Annotated in this window: 29 protein-coding genes; 25 read left to right on the top strand and 4 right to left on the bottom strand. The window is 32.0% G+C overall.

Annotated features, from left to right (window positions below; translation table 11 throughout):
- The first annotated feature begins 124 nt into the window (after nucleotides 1-124).
- From GSB9_03178 to GSB9_03157, 20 genes are all read left to right on the top strand, one after another.
- On the top strand, nucleotides 125-1,510 hold the full coding sequence (locus GSB9_03178; GenBank protein ID UKM66588.1) for an amidohydrolase family protein: 1,386 nt from the start codon (nucleotides 125-127) through the stop codon (nucleotides 1,508-1,510).
- Between the two features lie 236 nt (nucleotides 1,511-1,746).
- Nucleotides 1,747-2,247 carry a hypothetical protein gene (locus GSB9_03177; GenBank protein UKM66587.2) on the top strand — a complete coding sequence of 167 codons (501 nt, stop codon included), beginning with the start codon at nucleotides 1,747-1,749 and terminating at the stop codon, nucleotides 2,245-2,247.
- A gap of 451 nt (nucleotides 2,248-2,698) precedes the next feature.
- On the top strand, nucleotides 2,699-3,835 hold the full coding sequence (locus GSB9_03175; GenBank protein UKM66585.1) for a hypothetical protein: 1,137 nt from the start codon (nucleotides 2,699-2,701) through the stop codon (nucleotides 3,833-3,835).
- 155 nt (nucleotides 3,836-3,990) lie between these two features.
- Nucleotides 3,991-4,587, top strand: coding sequence for a hypothetical protein (locus GSB9_03174; GenBank protein UKM66584.1), 597 nt, complete (start codon nucleotides 3,991-3,993; stop codon nucleotides 4,585-4,587).
- Between the two features lie 150 nt (nucleotides 4,588-4,737).
- Entirely contained in the window at nucleotides 4,738-5,403 is a 666-nt protein-coding gene (locus GSB9_03173; GenBank protein UKM66583.2) for a hypothetical protein, read from the top strand.
- A gap of 801 nt (nucleotides 5,404-6,204) precedes the next feature.
- A complete protein-coding gene (locus GSB9_03171; protein ID UKM66581.1) occupies nucleotides 6,205-6,771 on the top strand; it encodes a hypothetical protein in 567 nt (188 codons plus the stop codon).
- A 168-nt stretch (nucleotides 6,772-6,939) separates the two neighbouring features.
- Nucleotides 6,940-7,596 carry a hypothetical protein gene (locus tag GSB9_03170; GenBank protein ID UKM66580.2) on the top strand — a complete coding sequence of 219 codons (657 nt, stop codon included), beginning with the start codon at nucleotides 6,940-6,942 and terminating at the stop codon, nucleotides 7,594-7,596.
- A 568-nt stretch (nucleotides 7,597-8,164) separates the two neighbouring features.
- A complete protein-coding gene (locus tag GSB9_03169; GenBank protein UKM66579.1) occupies nucleotides 8,165-8,857 on the top strand; it encodes a hypothetical protein in 693 nt (230 codons plus the stop codon).
- A gap of 154 nt (nucleotides 8,858-9,011) precedes the next feature.
- Nucleotides 9,012-10,253, top strand: coding sequence for a hypothetical protein (locus tag GSB9_03168; GenBank protein ID UKM66578.2), 1,242 nt, complete (start codon nucleotides 9,012-9,014; stop codon nucleotides 10,251-10,253).
- Between the two features lie 228 nt (nucleotides 10,254-10,481).
- On the top strand, nucleotides 10,482-10,814 hold the full coding sequence (locus GSB9_03167; GenBank protein ID UKM66577.2) for a hypothetical protein: 333 nt from the start codon (nucleotides 10,482-10,484) through the stop codon (nucleotides 10,812-10,814).
- A gap of 146 nt (nucleotides 10,815-10,960) precedes the next feature.
- Nucleotides 10,961-11,545, top strand: a complete 585-nt coding sequence (locus GSB9_03166; protein ID UKM66576.1) for a hypothetical protein — start codon at nucleotides 10,961-10,963, stop codon at nucleotides 11,543-11,545.
- A gap of 149 nt (nucleotides 11,546-11,694) precedes the next feature.
- Nucleotides 11,695-12,165 carry a hypothetical protein gene (locus GSB9_03165; protein ID UKM66575.1) on the top strand — a complete coding sequence of 157 codons (471 nt, stop codon included), beginning with the start codon at nucleotides 11,695-11,697 and terminating at the stop codon, nucleotides 12,163-12,165.
- Between the two features lie 169 nt (nucleotides 12,166-12,334).
- Nucleotides 12,335-13,213, top strand: a complete 879-nt coding sequence (locus tag GSB9_03164; protein UKM66574.1) for a hypothetical protein — start codon at nucleotides 12,335-12,337, stop codon at nucleotides 13,211-13,213.
- Between the two features lie 160 nt (nucleotides 13,214-13,373).
- Nucleotides 13,374-14,087 carry a hypothetical protein gene (locus GSB9_03163; GenBank protein UKM66573.1) on the top strand — a complete coding sequence of 238 codons (714 nt, stop codon included), beginning with the start codon at nucleotides 13,374-13,376 and terminating at the stop codon, nucleotides 14,085-14,087.
- Between the two features lie 160 nt (nucleotides 14,088-14,247).
- A complete protein-coding gene (locus GSB9_03162; GenBank protein UKM66572.1) occupies nucleotides 14,248-15,522 on the top strand; it encodes a hypothetical protein in 1,275 nt (424 codons plus the stop codon).
- A 178-nt stretch (nucleotides 15,523-15,700) separates the two neighbouring features.
- Entirely contained in the window at nucleotides 15,701-15,958 is a 258-nt protein-coding gene (locus GSB9_03161; GenBank protein UKM66571.1) for a hypothetical protein, read from the top strand.
- A gap of 14 nt (nucleotides 15,959-15,972) precedes the next feature.
- Complete coding sequence (locus tag GSB9_03160; GenBank protein UKM66570.1) at nucleotides 15,973-16,368, top strand: hypothetical protein; 396 nt, start codon at nucleotides 15,973-15,975, stop codon at nucleotides 16,366-16,368.
- A 144-nt stretch (nucleotides 16,369-16,512) separates the two neighbouring features.
- Nucleotides 16,513-16,962, top strand: a complete 450-nt coding sequence (locus GSB9_03159; protein ID UKM66569.2) for a hypothetical protein — start codon at nucleotides 16,513-16,515, stop codon at nucleotides 16,960-16,962.
- A gap of 198 nt (nucleotides 16,963-17,160) precedes the next feature.
- A complete protein-coding gene (locus GSB9_03158) occupies nucleotides 17,161-17,619 on the top strand; it encodes a DNA-binding protein (protein ID UKM66568.1) in 459 nt (152 codons plus the stop codon).
- Nucleotides 17,565-18,413, top strand: a complete 849-nt coding sequence (locus tag GSB9_03157; GenBank protein UKM66567.2) for an IS3 family transposase — start codon at nucleotides 17,565-17,567, stop codon at nucleotides 18,411-18,413. Before GSB9_03158 ends, GSB9_03157 begins: the two co-directional genes overlap by 55 nt.
- Nucleotides 18,414-18,531: 118 nt before the next feature.
- On the opposite strand, the gene GSB9_03156 is transcribed toward GSB9_03157, so the two are convergent.
- A complete protein-coding gene (locus GSB9_03156) occupies nucleotides 18,532-19,467 on the bottom strand; it encodes a hypothetical protein (GenBank protein ID UKM66566.1) in 936 nt (311 codons plus the stop codon).
- Nucleotides 19,468-20,167: 700 nt separating this feature from the next.
- Here GSB9_03156 and GSB9_03154 point away from each other — a divergent pair.
- From GSB9_03154 to GSB9_03150, 5 genes are all read left to right on the top strand, one after another.
- Nucleotides 20,168-20,407, top strand: coding sequence for a BON domain-containing protein (locus tag GSB9_03154; GenBank protein UKM66564.1), 240 nt, complete (start codon nucleotides 20,168-20,170; stop codon nucleotides 20,405-20,407).
- Between the two features lie 9 nt (nucleotides 20,408-20,416).
- Nucleotides 20,417-20,671, top strand: coding sequence for a hypothetical protein (locus GSB9_03153; GenBank protein UKM66563.1), 255 nt, complete (start codon nucleotides 20,417-20,419; stop codon nucleotides 20,669-20,671).
- Nucleotides 20,672-20,740: 69 nt separating this feature from the next.
- Nucleotides 20,741-20,953 (top strand): hypothetical protein, encoded by a 213-nt coding sequence (locus tag GSB9_03152; protein ID UKM66562.1) that lies wholly within the window; start codon nucleotides 20,741-20,743, stop codon nucleotides 20,951-20,953.
- Between the two features lie 3 nt (nucleotides 20,954-20,956).
- Nucleotides 20,957-21,271, top strand: coding sequence for an HPF/RaiA family ribosome-associated protein (locus GSB9_03151; GenBank protein ID UKM66561.1), 315 nt, complete (start codon nucleotides 20,957-20,959; stop codon nucleotides 21,269-21,271).
- A gap of 11 nt (nucleotides 21,272-21,282) precedes the next feature.
- Nucleotides 21,283-21,663: a hypothetical protein gene (locus GSB9_03150; GenBank protein UKM66560.1), complete on the top strand. Its 381-nt coding sequence runs from the start codon at nucleotides 21,283-21,285 to the stop codon at nucleotides 21,661-21,663.
- Nucleotides 21,664-21,875: 212 nt separating this feature from the next.
- Here the strand turns inward: GSB9_03150 and GSB9_03149 are convergent, their stop codons facing one another.
- The 3 genes from GSB9_03149 to GSB9_03146 form a co-directional block, all read right to left on the bottom strand.
- A complete protein-coding gene (locus tag GSB9_03149; protein UKM66559.1) occupies nucleotides 21,876-22,052 on the bottom strand; it encodes a hypothetical protein in 177 nt (58 codons plus the stop codon).
- Nucleotides 22,053-22,068: 16 nt separating this feature from the next.
- Nucleotides 22,069-22,419, bottom strand: a complete 351-nt coding sequence (locus GSB9_03148) for a cupin (GenBank protein UKM66558.1) — start codon at nucleotides 22,417-22,419, stop codon at nucleotides 22,069-22,071.
- Nucleotides 22,420-22,863: 444 nt separating this feature from the next.
- Complete coding sequence (locus tag GSB9_03146; protein UKM66556.1) at nucleotides 22,864-23,109, bottom strand: hypothetical protein; 246 nt, start codon at nucleotides 23,107-23,109, stop codon at nucleotides 22,864-22,866.
- Nucleotides 23,110-23,162 lie beyond the last annotated feature (53 nt).

The following is a 23,162-nucleotide window of genomic DNA, read 5'->3' as shown; positions in this document are numbered from 1 at the left end:
CTAATTTTAGCTCAACCAATGTTAGTTGCTCGTTTGCTAGCTTCTGATTTTCCTTCGGAAAATCCTCGCATACAAACACGCAACTTTCCTTATACATAAACGTTAGCATTTATAAAACTAAATAATGAAAAGAGCAATAATTTATTTGATACCAATACTACTAATGTCCTGTAATGAGCCCACCACAGAAAATACGTCGGCAGACATGCTTATTAAAAATATTACGTTAATTGATGGGACTGGAAATAGTGAGCGTTACAATCAAAACATCTATATACGGGAAGGCCGTATTGTAAAAATAGATACACTTAGAAATTACTCAGTTGCTGATACCGTGGTTGATGGCTCAGGAAAATATATGATTCCTGGTCTTTTTGATAATCATTTCCATCTGTATCGTGACTCTGTCGATCATCGCAGGATGTTAAAGCAGCTAATCCACTTTGGTGTGACAAATGTGTTTATCCCCGGAGGCTCCCAGGCACCTTACCCTAATCTTCTATTAATCGATTCATTAGAAATTAGTAATCAAATCACTTCTCCTAAAATTTGGTATACAAGTCCCTATGTTACCATAGAAGGTGCACACCCTATGAAAACCGCCCCCCAAACAAAATGGGTGGATGGTGAAAACGTCTATATTTTGAAGGATGGATCAGCCATTCCTGAAATAATTCGTGATGCCAAAGCCAATGGAGCTATTGGAATCAAGTTAGAAATTGAAAATGGTCCTGCGCCTCCTTTCATTGAACGCATTGATACGGTATTGATTCGTAAAATTGCAAAAGAGGCTCATGCCAATAACCTCATGTTAGTATCACACATCAGCGATATGGAAGAAGTTAGACTAAGTGTAGCGCACGGTGTAGATGCTATGATGCATTTTGCGGGTCCAATTGATTTAGAAAATGATCTTGATTTAATCATGCAAATCAAAGAAAAGAATATATCATGGGTTACCACTTCGAACATGCTAAACTTCGTGAATTACGCCCTACATCCGGAGCTGTTAGACACTGAAGTGTGGGATGTGTTTGATATTGAGCGTGAGGAGTTAAAAGCAAATCAAGAGCAAGCCAAGCAAATGGCTGTAGGTATGATAAAAAAGTGGTTTAACATGGAAATTGAAGAATGGGAAAACCGTATAAATCCTGGGCTATTTGATATCAACAAGCTCGATTCTCTTGGTGTCAATATTGTACTTGGGACAGACCCAGGCTCTGTAACTGCATATAATATTACAGGTCTCAATGTTCATGAAGAAATGCAGAATTATCAAAAGGGAGGAATGAACCCTTTACGTATTATCAAGTGCGCCACACTTAATGCAGCAACCATGTTAGGTGTTCAAGAAGATTATGGCACCTTAGAAGCAGGGAAGCATGCGAACATGGTTATTCTGAGCGAAAACCCTTTAGAAGATATCTCGAATACGTTATCTATAGATGTAGTTATAAAAAATGGAGAAATTCAAGAAAGAATTACAAATGCTAACAATGTGTATAAGTAATAGCGGTTTAAGTGATAAAACGAGAGATAAAATATAGAACAAAGGTCTGTGCAAAACTGAAAAGTTAGTGATTAGAAATCCGCTACTACTCATACACGAGACCGTTGTAGGTAATGCTGAAAAAGACAATTTACATATCATTCATTTTGACTTTGACATTAAGTTGTGGAAGTTCCAAGTTCAACGTAAATCACGGAGTTGTACTCGAACCACTTTCTGAAGAAGTAAAAAGAGAAATGAAAATTCTTGATTTAGAAAAAAGTACAGGAGTGATATTTCCGAAAGAATATGAAGCTGGATTCAATAAAGGTAGATTATCAAACAGATTTACACCGACTGAAAATGAAATCAGAGAAGCGGAAATTGAAATAAATAAGCAGTATTTGGATTCCGACAAAAGGTTTGCGTACAATCAAAATTTTGTGAGATTTAAAGACGACCCAGAATGGACTCTTGAAGAAAGGCAAAAGGATTTCCAAAACCTAATGAAATGGAATAAAAAAGAAGCAAAAAGGAGCATAAAATTTGACCGACAATATTTAGGGTTTATTGAAGACGGACAAAAAATAATAGTAATTCAATTTATTGATTTTAGTAAAGACCCTTATGGATTAAAAGACCAATTGACAGAAAGCTGGATTGGAGGTTGGCACGGTTGGTTTGAAACAAATGTTAGGCTGAAAGAATATAATATGGTAACAAAAAAACTAAATAGTTTCGGATGGCCACAATTATAAAAGCACTACCTACAACAATGTATAACCGCAATTACGGCGGATTCGACTACGTCCGAATCCACTCGGAATTGCTAACGTCTGTGCCAAACCGAAAATTAACGCATATTAACCCGTAACTGACGGTTATACGAGACCGTTGTGCACAATAAGACTATGACAAGAAACATCAAGTTAATTTTGGGAATTTTGATAACTTCAATGTTATTTATTAATTGCTCATCAGATAAAAAAAAAGGATAGGAATATTCCTGTTGCTTCTATTGCCGAAATTAAGTCTGTTCTTTATCCAACATCAGAGAATTTCAAAATTCAAGCAAACGAAGAAAGTGTATTAAAAGGTAAAAAAGGAACATCTATTTATATCCCTGCTAATGCTTTTCAATACGAAGATGGAACAGAACCAAATGAACCTATTACAATTGAACTTAAAGAGTGTTTTAGTCTTACTGATATGATTTTTGAAAATCTACAAACTATTTCTGGAGATAGAATCCTAGAAACAAATGGAATGATATATGTCAATGCAGAAGTGAAGGGTAAAAGTCTTTTAGTAAAAAAAGGAAAAGCTTTTGTTGTTGGATTTCCAAAGAACGGATTGGATAAAGAAATGGATTTGTTCTATGAGTTAAAATTAAATGATAGTATAAAAACTTGGATTCCTGACTATAAATTCTTTGAAACAAAATCGACACAAGAAAGCATAGCCGAAATTGATAGTTTGGATATAACTGGAGTGGACATTGGATATGAAATTGAATATCCTATTGAAATGACAGATGACTTATACGATTATGGTTTTTGGTCTTCGGGTAGTACAGCAACTTTTTTTGATTTAAAGCTAAAAGATAGTAACCAAACAATTATAGATTATATTGAGAATCCATCAAACGTAGATAGTATAGTCGCCTTAAAATTCAACAGAAACAACTGGACAGCTAGTTTTGATTTTAACATCAGTAAGGAAGGCATAATGTATAATTTCCGACCTGAAAGCCATTCTGAAAGAAAACAAAATGATGAAGCTTTAAAACTCGCAAAAGAATTTTTAAAATCTGCGCCTGCTTTTGATATCGAATCTTACGATAGAGAAGTAAAAAATGACTGGGATTATTATTTAAGCATTTCGGGTAGTCGTTTCATAAATTGGAATCGATTTAAACAAAAATTCAGAAATCAATATTCTAACCTGACAAATAAGGCTATTCAACAAATTGACCCAAATGCATTGGAATATTATATGTTTTCAGCCACAGAAATGGGATGGATAAATTGTGATAGGTTTTGGGAAATTGATGACAGCGAAAAAACAGATTTTATTGTTAAAACAAACAACCCAACTGAAACTAAAATTCAAATAGTATTTAAAGAAATCAAGAGCATAATGACAGGAACTTATGAAAACGGAAATTTAGTCTTTAAGAACATTCCAAAAGGAAAAGAGATAAAAGTTATTGGAATAAGTTATTCAAATGGAAAACCAACGCTTGCAGTTGAAGAATCAATGACGGATTCTAAAAATTTTGAACTTAACGATTTCAAAGAATTCACACTTGACCAATTGGAAACGGAATTGAATAAATTGAATTAAAAATTACTGTGCACAACACCGTGTATAATTAATTGCTATGGCTAGTGCTTATCACGAAAATTCCTTCGGAATTTCCTCTGGCAAGTATTTGTTTACTAAATTAGTTGCTGCACACGCAACTAACCATACACCAAACGTTGTGTGCAAGCGAAAAAATGACCGATAAAGAATTAAAATATTACGACAGAATCAACTCGACTTTTATCGGACGAAAAATAATTGAAGTTTTTTACCAAGAGTTGGACTATGAAACGGATTCTGAATATTGGGAACATTCGTCTGACCTTCACTCTGTCGATATGAATGTAATTTTCCGACTCGACAATAATGAATTGATTCAAATTAAATGGGACAATGAGTTCTATTGTTACGGAATCGGATTTGATAAATTGACCGAATTAAAGAAAAAGGAAGGATTTAAAACAATTTCGCTGACTGACAATCTGAACTGGAAAAAGTTGAAGGAAAAAAAGATAACTGAAATAGTTGTTCTTTGGGACGAAAGTTACAGTCAAGAAGTTGAGAAAGTGAATAATGAATTTGTGACCAAAGGTGAAAAAAAACCAATCAAACTTCCTCAAACTTGGCAAATCGAATTCGGAAATGAAAAAATATGGATTTCAGCACTTGAGATTAAAGAAAATAAAAAGGATAATTATTATTGGGCTGACCATTTGACGATAATATTCACTGATAAAGAACAAGAAAATTATAAACTGATAAAAAACGCCAGCACACAACACCGTGTATAAAAAATTGCTAGTTTTATACTAAACCAATGTCAGTTGCTTTGCTTGCTAGCTTCTGATTTTCCTTCGGAAAATCCTCGCACACAAGCACGCAACTTTCCATACACATAAACGTTGGCAACAAGCTGAAAAAACACACAAGAAACTATGTCAATGACATTAATAAATTTTGTTCAGAAAGATAAACTTCCGACAAAAATTGAACTTGAAAATAAAATTAAAGAGTTAGGTTATGATTTTAAATTCTTAACTGACTTTGAAGAATTTGACAATCTTAACCAAATTGACTCAATAGATTGTGTGCTGAACGGAAATCAAACCTTTGTCGAAATTTATTTTAATCCCGCAACAGAAATTCTTTCCGATTTTCCCAACCTGAAAAAAGATTTAACGGACAAAGATTTTGGAATTTCATTCACGTTTGGTGCTGACGAATTAGTAAGTGCTTGCATAAATATAATTTCAATCGGACTTATTGACTTAAGCCAATCTGTTGTTTTGTACGCAGACGAGGAAATATTCTATTCCCGAAAAATGTTAATTCAAGACATTGAAAATTGCTTAGAATATAACGGAGAAGAAACATACAGCATTCCACAAGAAGCTATTGAAGAAAATTTAAGGTTTGACCAAAAAAAGAAAAAAGAAAAAAGAAATAAAAAAGTAACAGATATTGTGCTATGGAGTTTGTTAATTATCGCCATGATTTTAATGAACAGAAAAATCATTTCTTGGTATTTACCTTGTTTACTTTTGGCTATTGTGCTAATTAAAAGTGTAATTGAACAAAATAAAAAAAGAAAATACAAACGGAAATAAAAAGCCAGTTGCCAACACCGTGTAAAAAACATTGCTTATTTTAGTTAAGCCGTTTGGTTATTGCTTTGCTTGCTTGCATCTGATTTTCCTTCGGAAAATCCTCGCACACAAGCACGCAACGTTCCTTACACATAAACGTTGGCAACAAGCTGAAAAACCAATATGCTGAAAGGAAAACGAAAACTGATTTTACTAATTCTCATTGTAATTCTGACTTTTATTATCGGAATGCGATACGAATTGGATTATCGGATTTTGACTCGCAGAACGGTAAAATATTTGGCGGATTACAAACTCGGATTTTATGGCGGAAAGGACTTTCGACTTTTTGAAACGGACATTGCTTTTATTCTGACTTTAATACCAATCGGATTTTATTTCACATCTCGAAAGGTAAGTTCTTTGAAAAAAATAATCGGACTGAATCTAATCTATCTGATTTTAATTCCGACTTTTTACTGTCTTTATTGCTTTCTCGAAAGTCATTTTATAAAAATAACAATAACGAACCCAATAATGAATGACGGAATTTTAAAATATCATCAAAATAATGTGAATTATAGAATGATTTTATTTTTAACAATAATCTCGACTTTTATTAGCGGAATAATAATTAAGAAAATAGCGAACGGAAAAAAGCCAGTTGCCAACACCGTTTATAATTAATGGCTTGGTTAGAGCCTACTTACGAAAATCCTCGCGGATTTTCTATTCGGTTTTTATTTGCTAAATTAGGTGCTTAAACACGCCACTAATCATACACAAACACGTTGTAAACAATTGCCCAAACAAACCCAATAAATGGAAATAAGCCAAAATCAGAATAAAGCAACAGGAGAAATAGTTGACCTAATTGCAAGTGCGATTGGAAAAAATAGAGAAGTACATTCTGCAACCGCTATCGCAACTTCAGCAAGATTATCAGGTTCATTTTTATTCAAATCATTCGGACTGAATATCGATGATGCAAAACCTGGAACAGCAGTCCTTTCTAACCAAGCGAACGAAGAAGGACCTGAATTGATAAATGTAATTGGAGCTGTATTATCCAATATGGGTGTGAATATCGATAATAACAAAATGGAATCCGCTGAAATCCAAAAAACCGAACTTGACTTTCTTCAATCGTTGAACTTGACTCAAGCAAAGGCAACTGAAATAATGAAAAAGCACAAGTTGACCGAAAAGGAAATGTCTGTAGCTTGTGCGATGTCAACAGCATTCATAATCCAACAATGCCAAAACGACTTGGAAGTAGAATCCGGATTTAATACAGCAGTTTATGGACTAATAGAAGGCTCGAAAACTGTTCCACCTGAATTGAGTGAATCAACAACTGAACAGAAAAAATGGTATAAATTCTGGTAATCGGAATTAAAAAATGAATAAAAACAACTGTTTACAACAACGGCTATAATTCAGCGTGGCTTATGCCCTATTTTGAAAAATATGTAATTTTAACCAAGCTGATTTCTCTGCGGAATAGTCCTACGGACGATTCCACGCCGAAATCATAGCCAAACCGTTGCCAGTAATTTGAAAAAAACATTGGAAATCACAAAAAAAGACATAGAAAAACTAATTGAATTGAGAAAAGAAAACACTTATCTTAATCATTTATGGAATGTTTTTTCTCGTGATTTTAGACCAAAAGGAGAAATTGGTCGGAACGAAATAAAAGTTTGGAATCAAAGCATTTGGAATGTGGCTTTTTATCCAATTTTCACGTTTGAATTAAACGCTAATAATCATCTGACAAACATAACGCACAAATTAAATCCAATAGGAAAAACAATCGTTGGATTATTTTCAATCGGAATTATCTACTTTGTTTTTAAAAATTTCTCAACCGATTTTGACTTTTTGGAAAATTGGTTGGCAATTCTAATCGTTTCGGTTTTCTTGCTAATTTTTATTACCGTTTTTAGAAAACTTTATCAATCCGAAAAGCAAAATCAACTTGACGAAATATTTGAGTTTTTAGACATAGAAGTTGAGGAAAAGAAACCAGAAAAGGAATGGTCACTGAAAAATATATTAATCAGATTATTTACGTATCCGTTTTGTCTGTTTTTAATCGGACTTAACATTTTTCTAATAATTCCGAATGGACAATACATTTTAGCATTGGGTACTTTTGGATTTGTTGGATTTTATCTATTTGCGGATTTGAAAATGATATTTAAAAAATAAAAAACTACTGGCAACACCGTATAAAAAAAATTGCTAGTTTTAGCTAAAACAAAGTTAGTTGCTCGTTTGCTAGCTTCTGATTTTCCTTCGGAAAATCCTCGCACACAAACACGCAACTTTCCTTATACATAAACGTTGTGTTTCATTGCGGAACGCACTCAAAACGAAAAAAAACCTAGTTTGATTTTCGATTTTTTTTTGAATTTTAAGAAAGTAAAAACTGAAAAATCGTATTGCGGAATTTCAAATATTGCTCAACGGATTTCACTCAAACGCAAAACATCTGACTTTTAGCTTGATTACGGAAAAAATCAAAAAAACGTCCGACTGACCAAAGCAACGCGCAACTGTTGCGGTGGACTGACCAGTGAAACGCAAAAAAAAAGAAAATCTACGGCCGTCCAAAAATCGAAAGAAAAAACAACGAAAACACAACATTGTATAAAAATAATGCTTAAGTTTAATCCTAAATCAAAAGGTTAGTGCGTATTTGGTCTCTCTGATTTTCCTGCGGAAAATCCTCGGACACAAAACCGCACTATTCTTATACCAACCGTTGCCAGTAATTATGAAAAAACTTCTGCCAGTCTTAATAATTTTGATATTCATTGCGACTTCTTGCAAGCAAAAAACCGATTCTGAAAATGAGAAAGTAACAGAATCAATCGAAACCAAAATTGACACGAAAAAAACACAAATAGTTGAGAAAAAAAGCGAAAAAGTAATACCTGAATACAGTACCATAGAAAAACCCAAAATTTCAGAATCGGACTATTTAAATTTCTTTAAAGACGTATTGAGAACTGACGGAATGATAGTGAACAAACCGATTAAGATTTTCCCGATGGAATCGGAATATTGGAATGCGGATTTGATAAAACTAACCGAAAAGGACAAAGACAGTTCATTAAGCGAATTAATTGACAAAAATGACATCAGTTTTATTTACGAACAAACTGAATCACAAAAAGGAATCGTTTTAAAACCTAAAAATATTCCTCGAAAAAAGATTGAACGAAAATATTTAGATGACCTTATAGAAAAAGTGGATTTAGAAACTTATTGGAATGAAATCTATAAAATGGGTAGTGGTTATTACAGTTTAGAACTGCCTTTATTTTCTATCGATAAAAAAATAGCATTTTTCAGATATTCATATTCCTGCGGTTCTTTATGTGCAAATTCAGGAACGTATATTTATAAAAAGATTAATGGAAAATGGGAATGGATTGGCGGAATTGGACCAGAAATAGTGAGTTAAATAACTACTGGCAACAATGTATAACCGCAATTACGGCGGATTCGACTACGTCCGAATCCACTCGGAATTGCTAACGTCAGTGCTTAACCGAAAATTATTAACTTTAATCCCGTAACTGACGGTTATACGAGACCGTTAGCTACCATTAGGAAAAATGAATGTATTTAATGAACTAGATAATAAGATGCTTCCAAAAGTTCAAAATGGTTATGCTAAAGATATTCCGAACTTTTTTGAGAATCTAATCCAATTTCAATTCGAAAAAAAAGAAGAAATAAAAAAAATACATTCTTCTTTATTAAAATATATAAACTCTAAAAGTCCCGTTTTCTTTTTAAGGCTTTATGGATCATATACAAAAGCTAAATACCATCTTCAACGTAGAGGGTTTCTAAGTGAATATAAAGACAAGACTAGACTTTCATTTTGCGATAATACGTTTACTTTATTGTTCACGGGAATGAAACTAGCAGGAATACCATACAGTTATGAAGACTTAGTGCAATTATTCGGTCAGAAAAAATTGATTGTCGGATTTGGTCAGGTATCTGAGGAAAAAGAATTAAGTTTTTATTCCCCAAAGGGAGCCAAAAGAGCTAATATAAATGCTAAAGGATGGTATCAAGCTCACATAAAACCAACTGGATATGGATATAGAGACATCAATCTAACAACATTATTTCCAAATCCTGCAAGGGAATTGTTTCAAGAGCCAAATTTCATTAGAAAGATAAATAATACCCTAACAAATGAACAACTTGAAATTTTAAGAGCTCACTTTTTGAGACTTATTCATCCATTTAATTCATTTTTAGTTCCCAAAAGAAATCATATTGAATATAATGGAAATAATATCGGAGAAGAAAATATACTAATAAACTATGTTAGAGAATACCTTGTAAATTCTTTCCCTAACGAGTATGCAGAATTTGATGAACAATCAATTAAATATATTGTACCCGAGTCAGATAATTCTATTGGTGAAATTAAATGGTTTGAAAATCCAAAAAACAAACCTAAACTATCAAAAGTCAATAATTCAAAAGAAAGGGAGACTTCAAAATCAAATAAAACAATATTAGAGGAAAGTGAAAATGAAATTGAATCTGAGTTAAACATTGAAAAGTCGTTAAGAGCTATTGGTAAAGAAATTTATGCAACTATTCTTTATCCTGAGATTTCAAAAAACATAGACATAAATCATCAAGAAATTTCAAACAAGTATTTTAAATATAATAGCTTCACAGAAAACTCTCAACGTTCAAGATTGTCCAAGGCAAAATCAATATTCAGAGCAGGTGGGGAAATTGAAGCATTGATTAATGTTTATGAAAGTAATAAGATTAATCCTGAAATAAAGGAATACGTTAATGAATTGATAAAAAACGGTAGCTAACAATGTATAACCGCAATTACGGCGGATTCGACTACGTCCGAATCCACTCGGAATTGCTAAAGTCACTGCTTAATTGAAAATTAACGCATATTAACCCGTAACTGACGGTTATACGAGACCGTTGTACGTAATGTTGAAATGAACAAAAATTTAACTTTCATATTTTTAGTAGTAGCTTCAATTCTATTCTCGAATTGTAAGGAAAATTTTAAAATTAAAGAATCGGACTTGACTGAACGGATATGGACTTCGGACGTGGTTTATAATTACTGTACAGATTCTTTAAAATTTCAAACTGACAATAAAGTGACTTATTATTCCTGTGAAATTGGTTGGGAATATGACGGATTTTATAAAACGTACGGAGATACAATAGAAATTGGAATCAACATGACCCAACTTGATGTTGACAAATATGACCCTCATAGTTCGACTTCTAAATACTTACTTAAATTCAAAAAAAACGAATTAAAATGGCTGAAAATTGAACATTTTAGTCATAACGGATTTGAAGAAGTTGAACCAGAAATATACGAACAGTTGAAAAATTGGAAAAAATAAAACACTACGTACAACACCGGCTATAGTTCATTGCTTCTGACTTTCCTATCGGAAAGTCCTCGCAAATTTGCTATCTTCGGTTTACGGCGGAAAATCCTCGCGGATTTTCACGCAACGAAACCATAGCCAAACCGTTACCTACAATATTGAAAAAACTGCTTCAAATAATAATTTTAGTATTTATCATATCATGTGATTCAAAAAAAAGCTCATCAGATTTAGCTGATAAAGAATTTGAAATCTGTATTGAATCGAAATACTCTGAACGAATTGAAACCGGACCAGCTGGAGGAAATCTGACTGACAAAAAGAATATCCATAAATTATTGGAACTAGCTTTAGTCAAAGAAGGCTATTTAACCGATATAACTAAAAATGGATATCTGAAGTTATTTGACAAAATAAAAAACAAAGACATTGATTCTGATTTTTTTGACAAGTTAAAATTGCAACTTGGATTTGACCCATTTCTCTTATTACCTTTCATCGGACAAGCGCAATTAAAATGCTACGACCAAATTGTCTTAAGAGAAAAAATTGTAGACAAAACAAGTTGGCAATATAAAGTAATGGAATCTTTATGGGAGATTGAAAAATCTGGAGACCTGAACTTCAATGATGGAAATTTAGCAAATGCTCTAAACAGTATTCCCGAAAAAAAATTTGAAAAAATGATGTATCGGAAATTATTTCTTGACGTAATATATTTTCACCATAACTATAAAAAATAAAAATACTGTAGGTAACACCGTGTATAAAAAATTGCTATTTTTAGCTTAACCAATGTTAGTTGCTTTGCTTACTAGCTTCTGATTTTCCTTCGGAAAATCCTCGCACACAAACACGCAACTTTCCATACACAAGACCGTTGTGTACAATTATGAAAAACATCACGCTGACAATAATAATCGGACTTTTAACTCTGTCTTGTTCAAAAAATGAGACCGAATTTAAGGGAGATTTATATTTCAAATTAATTGATTTTGGAAGTTTTTATGGAGCTGATGACAAAACAATTGAGAATTTCGAGAAATCTTTTGACAGTATTCGCTGGAGCAAAAATGCGGGAAAAGATGAATTAGAAATTATCCGCGTTTTTGACATTCTAAAAGCAAATGATTTACTTAAATCGCCTTGGATAAATTTAAAAACGGAATCTGACATTAAGAAAGTTTATCTATCTGAATCAGAATACAAAAAACTAAAAAAGTTTGACCGAAATAAATTAATTACCGACAATAAAAAAGTGGAGTTAAAAATCAAAGTGACTGAATTGGACAGCGGAATTTATTACTCGGACAAAATATCGGAAATAAAATTAGCCGACGGAAAAACATATTGGAGAAAATAACTGTACACAACAACGGCTATAGTTCATTGCTTCTGACTTTCCTCTCGGAAAGTCCTCGCAAATTTACTATCTTCGGTTTACGGCGGAAAATCCTAGCGGATTTTCACGCAACGAAACCATAGCCAAACCGTTGCCACACATTTGAAAAACTAACCAAAAATCAATAATTATGAAAAAAATCAAATCAATTTCACTTTTATTTTTCTTGCTATTCTCTTTGGCAATTTTTTCTCAAGAAAAAACAATTGAATCATTAAAGACAGAAATTAATTCCCAAGAAAAATTACTATCTGAAAAACAAAGTGACTATGAATTTTTATCAAAATTTATTCAAGAATTGGAAAAATCTGATGGAGACAACTCTGAACTGATAAAAACGAAAAAAACTGAACTTAAAACAAAAGAGATAGAAATTTTAAAAATTAAAGCAACTTTATTTGATTTAACTTCAAAAGTATCCAAACTTGATAATGCAAATAATCCAGAAACTATTCCTGAAAGAATTGAAAGTTTGAAACAGATTGAGCAAAATGTAAACACTAAAATTGCGGAATTCAATCTAAATGAAAAATCAAAACTTGCATTTAAAAACAAAACAATAAAATATAAAGCTACTATTTGGAATACAAATTTCTCAATTCCTATAGCAAGATTTAATTTTACTAAAGACAATGACACTAAATTCGGAGATATTCAAATGTTCAATTCAATTGGTGCGGGATTTGGAAAAAGTTGGGGAACAATGACAGATTATAGAGATGAGAATGGAGATTTAGAAAATAGTGATTTTGTAAACTCATTTTCAATTCACGGAGGATTTTTGTTTTCAGCAGGAACTGAAGACAATAATGTTTTTGCGCCTGTTTTAACAATAGGAGTATTAGACTTTCAATTAGGTTTTGGAGTTGAATTAGGCACAATTAAAGAAGACCAGGAACGAGTATTTTTGACTTTAGGATATGCTATTCCATTATACAAATTAACAAAAGGAAAATATCTATTCAGTAAAAAAGGTAGAATCCTAAACGAAATAGATACTGATTTATAAAAACGTGTGGCAACAATGGCTATAAGTAATTGCTTGTTCTCGCCTACTTCTGAAAATCCTCGCGGATTTTCAGCTTGGTGTGTACTTGCAATTTTAAGTACTAACCCACGCAACTACTCATAGCCGAGACCGTTAGCAACAAACTAAGACAAAAAACATAATGAAGAACACATTTTACCTAATTCTAATAATTGCTCTTTCTTCTTGTGCAAGTAGACAAATTGGACAATCAACTCAAGGAATTTCAGCACACGGATATTATGAAGCTGAACAACCTATAACACAATCATTGTTTAATGATAAAACTTCCACGATATCGGAAGAAAACATACAAAAAATACTTGATGGAAATTATTCTCTGCCAAAAAATTTGAGAGTTTCACTCGTAAAACTGGAAAGCACCCAAAACCGAAGAAATTATTATTGGAACAATGAAGAGTATTTAAAATCGCAACAAGAATATTTAGACTTGTTTACCACAAAGTTTAAGCAATCGGAAAGAGTTCAAAAAGTTTCAAAAATTCCAGATTTATTAATATCAAATAATCCAACTTTTACAAACATTCGAGAAGCGGCAGTTAGAACACAATCTGATATTGTTGTAATTTATTCTATCAATAGTGATTTGTACTCAAAATATAAGCTGTTTTCAAAATCTGACATTAAAGCTTTCGCAACAACTCAATTGATAATTTTGGATGTTAGGACTGGACTAATTCCTTTCTCAACAATTGTGACTAAAGAATACCAATCCAAAAGACAAGAAAACGAATTGAACGACAGTGAAGCAGCAAACCGAATTAAAAACGAAGCTGTTCTTTTAACAATTCAAGAAATTGGAGAACGGATAAATAAGTTTTTGAAAAATGAATAAAAGTCTGTTGCTAACACCATATAAAAATAATGCGTAGTTTAGTACAAAACCTAAAGTTAGTGCGTGTTTGGTCACTCTGATTTTCCTGCGGAAAATCCTCGGACACAAAACCGCACTATTCTTATACAGAAACGTTGTAAATAATTGTGAAACAAACTAAATGCTTGAAGAATTTTTAGAAAATATTAAAAAAGGGAAAAAACTGATTGTTAAAAAAATAATCTCGGGTTACTATCCATTGAACTCAAATTTGATAGATAAATACGCTGGAATTTTTGATACAAAATTAGATTTTGGACTAATTTCTATGAACGAAAATATAAATTGGAACATTGAATTTATTAATCAGTTTTCATCTGAATTAAATTGGAAGTATTTAAGTTCAAACCCTTCTTTACCTTGGTCTATAGATTTTCTTAAAAACTTTGAAGAATTTTGGGATTGGGATTGGATTATTTTAAACGAGCAGATAAATATTTCTACTGAATTTTTAGAAACTTTCGATGAAAAAATTAATTGGCAAAGATTAAGCACTTTAGAAAATGTAGATTGGTCACCAGAAATTGTAGACAAGTTTTTCTATAATTTAGATTTTGAAGCTATGGCAAAAAATTTAAACATAGAATGGCTTGAAAATTTCGTGAAATCCAAAATTGAAAATATTACAGACAACGTATATGAGTTTTGTGAAAAAAATTATATCGAAGTTGAAAAATGGGATTGGACTGCTGGTTTTATGTTTGGTAGAAACAATGAGAAAGATTGGTTTGAAATGTCAAATTCTGCAACAATCCCTTGGAGCATAGATTATATTTCAAAAAGAAAAAGATTTTGGCATTGGCCAAGTTTATCAAGAAACACTTCACTTCCTTGGTCATTCGAGTTAATTGAAAAATTTAAGAGTGAATGGGATTGGGAATATTTATCATTGAACAACGCTATAACTTTTGATTCACAAACGATTCAAGCGTTTAATGAAAATTGGGATTGGAAACAATTAAGCGGAAATGAAAGTTTTCCCTGGACAGAAGAAAACATTGATAAATTTTATAATAATATTAATTGGAATTATCTGTGTAGCAATACAAAAGTTAAATGGAGCAATGAATTAATAGACAAATATGCTAATAAAGTTGTTTGGTATAATTTATCGGGCAATGTTGGTATTAATTGGAGTAAAGACTTTGTAAAAAAGTATTCAAATGATTTAGATTATTATTGGATTCCTGAAGAAATCATATATCAAATATTCTTTCAAGATTTAGATTCACAAGAAATTGAGTCAATACTAGACAAAGAAGAAACAATGAACTATGAGGATAGAATTGATTATGTAGATGAACGAGAAGTTGAAGATGGCGGTTCTTTGTATGATAATGAATTTTACGATGATGAAAGAGATTTAGACCAACAGCATCCTGAATTTGATTTTTGAAAAAACAACTATTTACAACAACGGCTATAATTCAGCGTGGCGACAGTGCAAAAACCAAAAGTAAAAACATTAAATTAGCTTGATTTCTCTGCGGAATAGTCCTGCGGACGATTCCACGCCGAAATCATAGCCAAACCGTTGTGCAACATTTGACCAAATCAACAAAAACCTGAACAAAATGGAATTAATTGTAGGTAACTATTATGAAAACATAAAATGTGAAAACTTTAAGGACAAGGAAACAGGTAGAATTAGAGTAAGACCTTTAAGTGGACAAAACTTACCAACAAACTTGGTAATTGAATGTAGTAAAAGTGAAAGAGAATCACATCCAATCGGAACTAAATTCATAACGGAAAATGTAAAAGTTTGCCAAAAACCAGATGGACGAATTTACTTGCGAGCTAAAGACCAATTCATTAAAAAAATTGGTTAAGTCACTTAAATATTATGACTAAATTAAAATATGAAAATCGAGGAGGAAGAGGCTTTAGTACCTTCCACCCTTTTGCAAATCTGGAACAGAAGAAAAAGCAAAAAAAAGTAAAGAAACCAACCAAAACAGAATTGCTATTAAAGGACATTAAAAAAAATAGCAAACTAAAACATAGTCGATGGAATTTTGATGACTTATCTTATAAAAAAATCAAATTGGGTTTGGCAATTAGGATTGTGGCGAGTATTGTTAGTCGTAAAAAAAATGGAATATACCCAATACTTAAAAAAATGCAGAAGGATAATTGCCTATATAAAAGAGTAAAACAAGATATTGAATCAAATTATGCGAATATTTCAAGTTCTGCCCTTAAAATAACAATTGAACAGAATAAAGCCAAGTATAAATAAAAACGTTGCACAACAACGTGTAACCCGCATTGCTTCTGATTTTCCTCATCGGAAAATCCTCGCAAGCGGAAAAGTCCGTTCTTTTTAATTATTTTAGTACCAAAACCACGCAACGACGAGGTTACACAAACCGTTACCTACCATATGAGAAAACTACTTTCCATAACGATAATCATAATCGGATTGAATTCGAATGCGCAGGAAATTGTGACGGATTGGAAAGAACTGGACGGAAAAACCACGCTGAAAGAATATATTGAAAATCAAGCATACGATTATCTGAATTTTAAGCCGACTGAAAGGGACACACTGAATGAAAATGGAGTTCGTATCTCTCATCGCTCTGCTACGACCAAAGTAATTATACGAGACCAATCAACAATTCCTGATACTCCTCTTGTTGTGATTAATGAATATCCGATTGACGAAAAGAACATTTGGAATCTCATAGAATTGGAAAACGTTACGAAAATTACTTTGCACAAACCGACTGACCAAACATTCGCGATTTATGGTCAACGTGGGAAAAATGGACTGATTTTCGTGGAAATGAACAAACGTAAATGGAGAAAAATAAAAAGAAAAATACGGTAGGTAACAATGTATAACCGCAATTACGGCGGATTCGACTACGTCAGAATCCACTCGGAATTGCTAACGTCTGTGCTAAACCGAAAATTAACGCATATTAACCCGTAACTGACGGTTATACGAGACCGTTGGCTACAATTAAAACAGTGAACTTTCCTGAAATAGGTTGACTAAAAATTAATCATTTAATTATAGTCACTTATGAAAACAAAAAAAGACCACTGGCGAAAAAAAAGCTACCAAAAAGTCAATCTAGAAACCAAACTTTTGGTCGTTGACCAAATCCTTACTGGACACATCTCTAACAATCAGGCTTCCAAAAAATATGATGTCCCTAGGACAACCATTGCCTATTGGTTAAGAAAATACAGTACCTTAGTACAACAAAACAATGGTATGAGCAAGAACGATGAAATTAAAAGACTAAAGGAAAAAATTGAAGAACTGGAGTTCCAAAAAGACTTCCAGCAGGACATCATCGCTGATATGGAACTTATTACTGGCGTCGATATGTCAAAAAAGTCATTGCCCAAAACATTAGCAAAAGAGATAGAGAAAAAGAAAAAAGCCCGTATAAAAGAAAATGGCTCTATGGATGTTTTGGGATTAGCAAACAAGCCTTCTACAAAAGGCTCAAAGCACAACAAAAACAAGAAATAGACCATCAGAAGCTAATAAAAATGGTCAAGGAATACCGTAAAAAAGTAGGCTCTAAAACGGGTGGGATTAAACTCTATACTGAACTAAAACAAGACTTTATTAAAGCTGATGTTAAGATAGGAAGAGACAAGTTCTATCGGTTCCTTAGACTTAACAAGCTACTCATTCCTAAAACTAAAAATTACATCACAACCACAAACTCAAACCATATGTACAGAAAATACAAAAACCTGATCAAAGACCACGTCCCTAAACGACCTGAACAGCTATGGGTAAGCGATATAACGTACATTAAAACTGAAAACGGACACAACTATTTAGCATTGGTCACAGACGCCTATTCCAAGCAAATTATGGGCTATAACCTCGATAACCATATGAGAACATCACTTTGCAGAAAAGCGCTCGATATGGCCATTAAAAACAGAAAGTATCCCAACCAAAAACTCATTCATCATTCCGATAGAGGCTTCCAGTACTGCAACCCTGAATACACAAAGTTTGCTGAAGATAACGGAATTACAATGAGCATGACTGAACAATACGATCCGTATGAAAACGCTGTTGCCGAACGCATTAACAGAACGTTAAAATATGAATACGGACTAAAACAAACCATTAAAAGCACTGAATTAGCTCAGAAAATGACCAAACAAGCAGTATATATTTACAACAATCTAAGAACACATTTTAGCTTAAAATTAAGAAAACCTGCTGATGTGCATCTCAATCCAAACATCAAATACAAATCCTATCGAAAAAATAATGTAAATTTACTTGAACTCAAGTTTTAAGAACCAGCAATAGTAACCAAAAAAGAGTCAACCTATTTCAGTATAATACATAAATGAATAAAGCCGAATGTAACTTCGGCTTTTTAAGAATCTCCATTTAAATAATTAATAACAAAGCTTATACTTCCAATAATTGAACATTATTGATATTTAATATACCAATATGGAACTCAGGCTTGCCTTCCATGTCAAAAAGGAATGCAATTTCACCCATATCTGGATTATTATATACTTCACTATCCGTAAAATTACATCCGATAAAAACTTGTCTATCTGTATTGTTATTAAGCAAGTTATCGTTAAGATAAGTATGCTCTATGGCTTGAATCTCTACCCTATACGTTACTGTAAGTTGTCGAGAATCACGATTATTGAACAAATAGTTTAAGTTAACAGATCTCAATATCTCTTTAATATCAACATTGTTTTGATATTGTTTTTTCCAATACAAGAATGGACTTCTAGCTACATAAATTTCTCGACCGTCCAGTTCTATTATCATCCAAACTCGTCCTTTCAACGATCCCCCAGGATTTACTCTATATGGAGGTGTGTCACTTTCTCCAAAATAGTAAAGTTGTAAATTTCTTTCGTCTGTAATACAGTTAAATAATGATGATATATTATATGTTCTATTCCTTTTCAGTCCAAATTCATACTTAATTTCAGAGGATACTGTGGTTGTTTGGTCTACGTTGTTATCGTATCCAAAATCAATACTTGGGCCGATAATTTTCTTTCCCAAAGCCAGCCCAAGGCAGAACTTTCCAGCAGGAGTAGCTTTGCTTGCACTTCTGGGATAATTTAAACGCCCACTATAAACATATTCTGAAGGATTGGGGAAGATGCCCTCTCTAGGTTGGTAAATTGAATCCGAAATACCAATTGGTACTAAAAAGTCATCATTCAAATCAACCCATTGAGGTAGTACAATACCCCCATACAAAATATTTTCGCTGGATCTAATATCAGCCTCTCTTGAGTTTTTCAATTTAGGCTTATTACTCGTTTTACTTTTTGATTTACGTTTGGAGTTTTCAATTGTAGTCTTCATAATTTTTGTTTTACTGATTCATTTCAAATCTAAATCGAAAATTACCATTTAACGTCCAAAATGTTACACGATAGATAATATAGGACAATGTTTAGTGAGAATTACCGGCCTAAGATAGAACAATTCACAAATGATTTGAAAAAATTAAAATGAACATATAGTTTTAAAAAAACGTTAAATAACTACCCACAACAACGGCTATAATCCATTGCTCCATCCAACTTTAAAAAATATGTTTACTTTTAATAAGCTGATTCCTACTCGAGAAAACCACAGGATTTACCTCGCAACGGAATCATAGCCCAACCGTTAGCTGTAATGTAGAGCGACGTTTCTGCATAAAAGCTACATAACTCTAAACAGCCCTATTTCGGTATAACAGAGAAATTAGAGGCTACAATAATCCCTTGAAATAAAAATATTAGCTGAACTTAAATTTAATAGGGTCACTAATAGTTAAGTCTTTAGCATAAGTTACTAACTTTAAGATAGTATTGGCTATGTTTAAGTATTAAAGCTGTATACTATAAATGAACAATTAAAATAAAAAACATGGAATGATTAAAGATAGAAAGAAATTTAAAAGAACAATAGAACAGACTCATCCAACAAATCCAACTGGTAATATCAACCAACTAAACAAAGACTATAAGATTTATGAACCAACTATTAAAAAGTAACAAAATAAAAAATAATAAAGATGAAAAATAATGCAGAATTACAGTCTGATGTGATAGATGCCATTAAACAAAAAGATGTTAAAAATGCCCTTAGACGAAGTTCTATTAATCATAATGATATAAATATAAAAGTGTCAGGTACCGCAGTAACACTTTCTGGAAAAACAATTTCTTTATATCAAAAAGAGGAGGCAGAACGCATTGTTGGGAAAACCCCTGGAATCTGGCATGTAAATAATGAACTAGAACTTAATTTTTAAAGCGATATAATGAAAACCACAAAAGTAAATCTCAAAAAAGGAAAAGCGATTAGTCCAATAGGAGAAACCTTAAAAAGGAGTAAAAAAAACAGAAAAGCAGCAGCTCATTTGCTAACTGCAGCCAAATACCACCTTGAAGCCGCAACACATCATGAAAATGAAAATCATGAAAAAGCAGAAAAAAGTACAATTGCTGCTCATCGTCAGGTAACCCTTTCCAATAAAACTCAAAAAGCAGGTAAGCAACATGCGGTAATTTGTTAATTCAGTATAGCATTTATTAAAAGCAACTTTAAATTAAAGAAGCTTTTAGTTTTTCAAAACTTATAGAAAATGGAATCTCAAAATGACCTTAATGATAAAATCCGACTGATAACCATAAAAATTCAAGAGGAATATCCAGAATTGATTAAATACTTGAATGAAATCCCTAGAAACTTCCTATCCAATAAGGTAAAAGGAATAAGTAGCAAAGATCTAAAAGGCTATTTAGATTCCCTAAATAGATTATTAGAAACGTATACAAAAAGCATTAAAAAACTGTAAAATATGACAATACAAATAAATACCGACAAAACCCTTACTGGCAAAAAAAGAAGTAACGATTTTTTTACTTCTCAAATTGCAGAAGCACTACAAAGGTTCGAATCTCATATCACTAGAATAGAAGTTCACTTGAAAGATGAGAATGGAAAAAAGGACGGATTTAATGACATCTCGTGTCTATTAGAAGCCAGACTTGAAGGCAGACAACCTATTGCTATTACTAATCAAGCAAGTACTATGGATATTGCTGTGACAGGAGCAATTGATAAAATAAAAACCTCTATAGAAAGTATTCTTGGAAAAATTCAAAAACACTAAATCTTAATACAATGAAAACAAATAACAATTTAGGTATCTGGATGGATCATTCAGTCGCTAATTTGATTGATATAAATTCAAAAAACAAATATAGCCCTATTCTATCAAATTTTACTTCAGAAACTAAGGAAGAAGCCTTAATGCGTAGCGAAAGTCTTATGCATAATAAGAGACAGCAAATGAATGAAAAATTTTATGACAAAATTGGAGCTCAAATTTTAAAGTATAAACATGTACTGCTATTTGGACCAACAAATGCAAAAGTAGAACTTCGTAATTACTTGAATAAAGATTTACATTTTAAGAATATAAAAATTGATATAGAATCGTCAGATAATATTACGGATAATGAACAAGTTGCTTTTGTGAAAAATCATTTTGCAAAAACATAAAATTCTAATGGTAATAAACACTACAACTAACAACGTATACAATTCATAACCAATAAGTTATAACTACAAGATCAAGACTTATTTACGAAATCACCAAATTTTTAAATTTGTATTGTGCTTAACCGAAAAGATATTACCTTTTTACACGCTACGAACCATATACAAAACCTTTACCCAACATTACCAAAAGAACTTTCCTAAATCAGCTATATCTAGTTTTCATTTTTATAAAATTCAATTTCTCTTTCAAAATAAACTTCTTCTTTTTCTTCTGGATGATTACATACATCACAATAATAGACTTTTCTAGCAAAAATTCTAACTTTTAGAGATTTTGTAGGATTAACTTTTGCACACACTATATCACCTGATTTAAATAAATTACTCATAATTATTGATTTTATTCTATGGTTCTAAATCATCATAGCCACTTTTTAAAATGATTGAAAGCATCTTAAACCTTTCATTTGCTTCAATTGTGTATAGAACATGACCTGGAATAATCATGGAATCATTCTTTTGTAAGTAGGTAGATATTTCGTCTACCACAATTTCTGATTTTCCTTCAATGACATTCACAAAAGTTGAAAAAGGTGTTAGTTTGGGCTTATACACTTTACCATAGTCCAACGCTAAAGCCATTATATTACCTGTTTTTTCATTTAAAATGTGTTTAACAATTATGGTATTGGAAACATATTTCAGATTATCACTAATGTTGAATGCCTTAAGGTTTTCAAATTCATAATTCTTCATAATACAAATTGTATTTACTCGTCCCTTTTTATTCGTCTCTTTTCTGCTTTAGCTTGTTTCTTTTCTTTGGCAGTCTTAGTTGGTGCTGTTTTACTATTTTTAGCTTTGCCGCTTTTTTCTTTTGACATGATTATAATTTTTTAACGTTAATTAATAAGGAGTTATAGTTTATTTTATACAGATGAAAACCGTAGTTATATGCATCATACTATTTCATCAAAACAAGAAAGCAGACTTTTAAGTCTGCTTTTGTAACCCCAAATAATTTAATTTATCTGGACTTCTCTAACTGATTAATAGCTTTACAAAGTTAACGATGAGATAGTATATTAAGTTATACACCTTGTAGCTATAGTTACATAAATCACTGATTTAAAATAAAGCCAATAAAAAAGAACAGTTTTTTACTAAACTGTTCTTAATTCATAGGCTTAACTTAATATTCTAAATTGCATTTGTAATGCTTTTATAATTTGATTTCAAGATACCTACAACTTCATTTCTGTCCTTCTGTAACTTGTTTTCTAATCTTTTGATTAAATCTAATTCTTTACCACTTTCAAATTTCACATCTTCTGAAGTTAATTTTGGATATTTTACCTTCAAGGCTTTTGATTGTTTGTCCCAATCTCCACTAAATTTAAATAGCTCACTAGTTTTTTTCTCGCCTTCTTTTTTCTTGGTTTCCATAATCATGTATTTAAAGTAGTGCTTAATTGTACTACAATCACAAAGATGACGAC

The sequence above is a fragment of the Flavobacteriaceae bacterium GSB9 genome (genome assembly GCA_022749295.1).
Taxonomy (GTDB): Bacteria; Bacteroidota; Bacteroidia; order Flavobacteriales; family Flavobacteriaceae; genus Flavisericum.
The sequence above is the reverse complement of the archived record's forward strand: the minus strand, read 5'-3'. Positions and strand labels throughout refer to the sequence as shown.

Excerpts from the sequence above, each read along its gene's own strand:
- GSB9_03161 (UKM66571.1), top strand. The coding sequence starts at position 15,701 with ATGGAATTAATTGTAGGTAACTATTATGAAAACATAAAATGTGAAAAC.
- GSB9_03164 (UKM66574.1), top strand. The coding sequence starts at position 12,335 with ATGAAAAAAATCAAATCAATTTCACTTTTATTTTTCTTGCTATTCTCT.
- GSB9_03150 (UKM66560.1), top strand. The coding sequence starts at position 21,283 with ATGAAAACAAATAACAATTTAGGTATCTGGATGGATCATTCAGTCGCT.
- GSB9_03174 (UKM66584.1), top strand. The coding sequence starts at position 3,991 with ATGACCGATAAAGAATTAAAATATTACGACAGAATCAACTCGACTTTT.
- GSB9_03163 (UKM66573.1), top strand. The coding sequence starts at position 13,374 with ATGAAGAACACATTTTACCTAATTCTAATAATTGCTCTTTCTTCTTGT.
- GSB9_03178 (UKM66588.1), top strand. The coding sequence starts at position 125 with ATGAAAAGAGCAATAATTTATTTGATACCAATACTACTAATGTCCTGT.
- GSB9_03168 (UKM66578.2), top strand. The coding sequence starts at position 9,012 with ATGAATGTATTTAATGAACTAGATAATAAGATGCTTCCAAAAGTTCAA.
- GSB9_03158 (UKM66568.1), top strand. The coding sequence starts at position 17,161 with ATGAAAACAAAAAAAGACCACTGGCGAAAAAAAAGCTACCAAAAAGTC.
- GSB9_03153 (UKM66563.1), top strand. The coding sequence starts at position 20,417 with ATGAAAACCACAAAAGTAAATCTCAAAAAAGGAAAAGCGATTAGTCCA.
- GSB9_03156 (UKM66566.1), bottom strand. The coding sequence starts at position 19,467 with ATGAAGACTACAATTGAAAACTCCAAACGTAAATCAAAAAGTAAAACG.
- GSB9_03162 (UKM66572.1), top strand. The coding sequence starts at position 14,248 with ATGCTTGAAGAATTTTTAGAAAATATTAAAAAAGGGAAAAAACTGATT.
- GSB9_03169 (UKM66579.1), top strand. The coding sequence starts at position 8,165 with ATGAAAAAACTTCTGCCAGTCTTAATAATTTTGATATTCATTGCGACT.
- GSB9_03160 (UKM66570.1), top strand. The coding sequence starts at position 15,973 with ATGACTAAATTAAAATATGAAAATCGAGGAGGAAGAGGCTTTAGTACC.
- GSB9_03148 (UKM66558.1), bottom strand. The coding sequence starts at position 22,419 with ATGAAGAATTATGAATTTGAAAACCTTAAGGCATTCAACATTAGTGAT.
- GSB9_03173 (UKM66583.2), top strand. The coding sequence starts at position 4,738 with ATGACATTAATAAATTTTGTTCAGAAAGATAAACTTCCGACAAAAATT.
- GSB9_03165 (UKM66575.1), top strand. The coding sequence starts at position 11,695 with ATGAAAAACATCACGCTGACAATAATAATCGGACTTTTAACTCTGTCT.
- GSB9_03149 (UKM66559.1), bottom strand. The coding sequence starts at position 22,052 with ATGAGTAATTTATTTAAATCAGGTGATATAGTGTGTGCAAAAGTTAAT.
- GSB9_03151 (UKM66561.1), top strand. The coding sequence starts at position 20,957 with ATGACAATACAAATAAATACCGACAAAACCCTTACTGGCAAAAAAAGA.
- GSB9_03154 (UKM66564.1), top strand. The coding sequence starts at position 20,168 with ATGAAAAATAATGCAGAATTACAGTCTGATGTGATAGATGCCATTAAA.
- GSB9_03146 (UKM66556.1), bottom strand. The coding sequence starts at position 23,109 with ATGGAAACCAAGAAAAAAGAAGGCGAGAAAAAAACTAGTGAGCTATTT.
- GSB9_03159 (UKM66569.2), top strand. The coding sequence starts at position 16,513 with ATGAGAAAACTACTTTCCATAACGATAATCATAATCGGATTGAATTCG.
- GSB9_03177 (UKM66587.2), top strand. The coding sequence starts at position 1,747 with ATGAAAATTCTTGATTTAGAAAAAAGTACAGGAGTGATATTTCCGAAA.
- GSB9_03152 (UKM66562.1), top strand. The coding sequence starts at position 20,741 with ATGGAATCTCAAAATGACCTTAATGATAAAATCCGACTGATAACCATA.
- GSB9_03171 (UKM66581.1), top strand. The coding sequence starts at position 6,205 with ATGGAAATAAGCCAAAATCAGAATAAAGCAACAGGAGAAATAGTTGAC.
- GSB9_03175 (UKM66585.1), top strand. The coding sequence starts at position 2,699 with ATGATTTTTGAAAATCTACAAACTATTTCTGGAGATAGAATCCTAGAA.